Below are 3,088 nucleotides of genomic sequence, written 5' to 3' on the forward strand. Positions count from 1 at the left end.
GGCGTCAAGGCGCACCTGGATCCACCGGAAGCGCTCGTCGGACGGGCGGGGGCGGAAGAACTTGTGCGGCTCGGCGGCCAGGGCCGCCTCGCGTTCCTCCTTCGGGAACCCGATCCCGATCGACTTCTCGTCCGGCGCCACCGCCAGGTAGACGATCTGCCCGACCCGGAACTTGATCTGGTCCCTGACCAGCACTTCGTAGCTGCGCGGCAGGTCCGCCGTCAGCTCCCTGATATCCGTGAGATCGACCACGATCCAACGATAGACCGCCATCACTGCCAGGGGATGTCAGTGATTCCGGCTGTACGGTGGTCTGATGCCCAGTGTGGTGAGCGCGGTCGAAGGCGCCGAGGTGGTTTTCCGCCTCGGTGACGCTTCGCATGCCTTCACCGGGGTCAAGCTGTGGCAGGAGCTCGGCCTCCCGGCCGAGCTGCTGGAGTTCAAACCGGTCGACTACGGCTGGGAGCTGCGGCTGCCGCGGCCGTCCGTGCACCGGATGGAGTACCTGTTCGACATCGCCGACCTGGGGATGCGCACCGACCCGACCAACCCGCGCCTCGTCGGCGGCGCGTTCGGCGAGCACTCCTGGCTCCCGCTGCCCGGGTACGTCGAGCCCGCCTGGATCGCCACGCCACCGATCGCCGCCACGCTGACGCCACAATCGGTCAGCTCCCCGGTCGGCCAGGTCGACCTGCAGGTCTGGGCCCCCGAGGGCATCGCGCCGACCTTCGAGTTGCCGCTGCTGCTCGCCCACGACGGCCCCGAGTTCGCCGCGTACGCCGGCCTGACGCACTACGCCGGCGCGATGGTCGCCGAGGGCACCCTCCCGCCGTTCCGGCTCGCCCTGATCCACCCGACCTCCCGGAACCTCTGGTACGCCGCCAACCCGCAGTACGCCGAGGCCTTGACGCAGCACGTGCTGCCCGCGATCCAGACGCAGTACCGGAGCCGGAAGCCGGTGATCACGGGTGCCAGCCTGGGCGCCCTCGCGGCGCTGCACGCGGAGTGGAACCATCCCGGCACGTTCGACGGGCTGTTCCTGCAGTCGGGCTCGTTCTTCACGCCGGAGACCGACCCGCAGGAGTCCAGGTTCGAGTTCTTCGCCCAGGTCACCGGGTTCGTGAGGCAGGTGCTGGCGGCAACCACGGCGCCGGGGACGCCGATGGTCGGGATGACCTCCGGCAGCACCGAGGAGAACGTCCACAACAACCGGGTGATGGCGGCCAAGCTGGCCGAGCTCGGGCTGGGGGTGGAGTTCGGCGAAACGCCGGACATGCACAACTTCACAGCCTGGCGTGATGTGCTGGATCCTGATCTCACGGATCTACTGCGACGCGCCTGGGGTGAGGCTGATGGAGCGGGAACAGGTCGAGCTGGAGGCGCCGGGGCTTGACCGTCCCGGCACGGTGATCTGCTACGGCCACTTCGGCCGCCCGGTGCTGGTCTTCCCCAGTGAGCAGGGCCGCGCCTGGGACTACGAGAACAACGGCATGGTCGACGCGGTCAAGGACCTGATCGAGGCCGGCCGGGTCAAGCTGTACTGCGTCGACTCCTACGACCACGTCAGCTGGTCCGACCGCAGCATCCAGCTCGAGGACCGGGCCCGCCGGCACGGCCTGTACGAGTCGTGGATCGTCAACCAGGTGGTGCCGACGATCGGCGCCGACTCCCCCGGCGTCGCCGACATCATCACCACCGGCTGCAGCCTGGGCGCCTTCCACGCGCTCAACTTCGCGTTCAAGCGGGCCGACCTGTTCCCGGTCGCGATCTGCCAGTCCGGCAACTACGACGCGGCCAGCTGGCACGCGTGGGGTGAGCGCGGCGAAGCGACGTACTTCAACAACCCGGCCGACTACCTGCCCAACCTGAACGGCGACCACCTGGAGTGGCTGCGCGAACGGATCTTCATCGTGCTCACGGTCGGCCAGGGCGACTGGGAGACCAACCCCACCGGGTCCCTCCCGTCCGCTCGCGCGACGGCCGCCGTACTCGCGGACAAGGGCATCCCGCATGAGTTCGACCTGTGGGGGTACGACGTAGCGCACGACTGGCCCTGGTGGCGCCGGCAAATCGCCCACCATCTACCCCGATTCTGTTAGGAGTTCTTGTGGCTGATCGCTCGAGACATTTGATCGGGTTGCTGCTGGGGGCCGAGGAGGACTGGCCGCAGGCGTTCGAGGCGCTGCTGCAGCGGGTCGGGCCGGTGACGATCGACGGGGCCGAGCACGAGTTCGGGTCCCGGCGGCTGACCATCGAGCCGTTCGACCTGACCGACCCGGTCCGGGTCGGGCTGGTGATCGACCGGCTGGCGTACTGGTACTACCACCCGCGCGAGTGGCTGAAGAAAGCCGCGCTGATGAACGGCACCTACCTGCTGAACTCGCCGTTCACCTTCCAGTCGATGGAGAAGCACAGCGCGTACTGCGCGATGCTCCGGCTCGGCCTGAAGATCCCGCGGACCGTGCTGGTGCCGTACAAGAACCCGGTCGACAACGTGCGCTGGGCGTACACGTCGGCGAAGTACAACAAGGGTTTCGACCTGGACGCGATCGCCGAGGACCTCGGCTACCCGCTCTACATGAAGCCGTTCGACGGCGGCGGCTGGCGGGGCGTGTCCCGGATCAACGACAAGGTCGACCTGCACCGCGCGTACGACCAGTCCGGCGAGATGCTGATGCACCTGCAGGCCACGATCGAGTACGACAAGTTCGCCCGGGCGCTGTCGATCGGCGCCGAGACGATGGTGATGGACTTCCGGCCGGACGAGCCGATGCACAACCGGTACGCCGTCTCGCACGACTTCCTCAGCCCGTCCGCCGGGCACCAGGCGGTGGCGATCAGCCGGATCGTGAACGCGTTCTTCGGCTGGGAGTTCAACTCCTGCGAGATGCTGGTCAAGCGCGATTCGGTGCACCCGATCGACTACGCCAACGCCTGCCCGGACGTCGCGGTCACCTCACTGCACTACTACTTCCCGTGGGCGATCGGCGCGCTGGTCAAGTGGTCGGTCTTCTCGCTCGCGACCGGCCGGCGCAGCAAGGTCGACCTGCACACCGAGCGGTACTTCGAGATCGCCGACGACGAGTCG

Annotated in this window: 4 protein-coding genes; 3 read left to right on the plus strand and 1 reads right to left on the minus strand. The window is 68.0% G+C overall.

The features are described from left to right. A partial coding sequence (locus ACWCOV_RS41620; protein ID WP_449834898.1) for an MmcQ/YjbR family DNA-binding protein occupies positions 1–273 on the minus strand: 273 nt, incomplete at its 3' end. 43 nt (positions 274–316) lie between these two features. On the opposite strand from ACWCOV_RS41620, the gene ACWCOV_RS41625 reads away from it, so the two are divergent. From ACWCOV_RS41625 to ACWCOV_RS41635, 3 genes are all read left to right on the plus strand, one after another. Beyond that, the gene (locus tag ACWCOV_RS41625; protein WP_449834899.1) at positions 317–1,393 is read left to right on the plus strand and encodes an alpha/beta hydrolase; all 1,077 of its coding nucleotides are present in this window, start codon (positions 317–319) and stop codon (positions 1,391–1,393) included. Continuing rightward, positions 1,353–2,099, plus strand: coding sequence for an esterase family protein (locus ACWCOV_RS41630; protein ID WP_449834900.1), 747 nt, complete (start codon positions 1,353–1,355; stop codon positions 2,097–2,099). The genes ACWCOV_RS41625 and ACWCOV_RS41630 overlap by 41 nt, the downstream gene beginning before the upstream one ends. Before the next feature lie 8 nt (positions 2,100–2,107). Next, positions 2,108–3,088, plus strand: a 981-nt coding sequence (locus ACWCOV_RS41635) for an ATP-grasp domain-containing protein (RefSeq protein WP_449834901.1), incomplete at its 3' end; no start/stop codon positions are given.

This window comes from Kribbella sp. NPDC002412 (assembly GCF_053592935.1).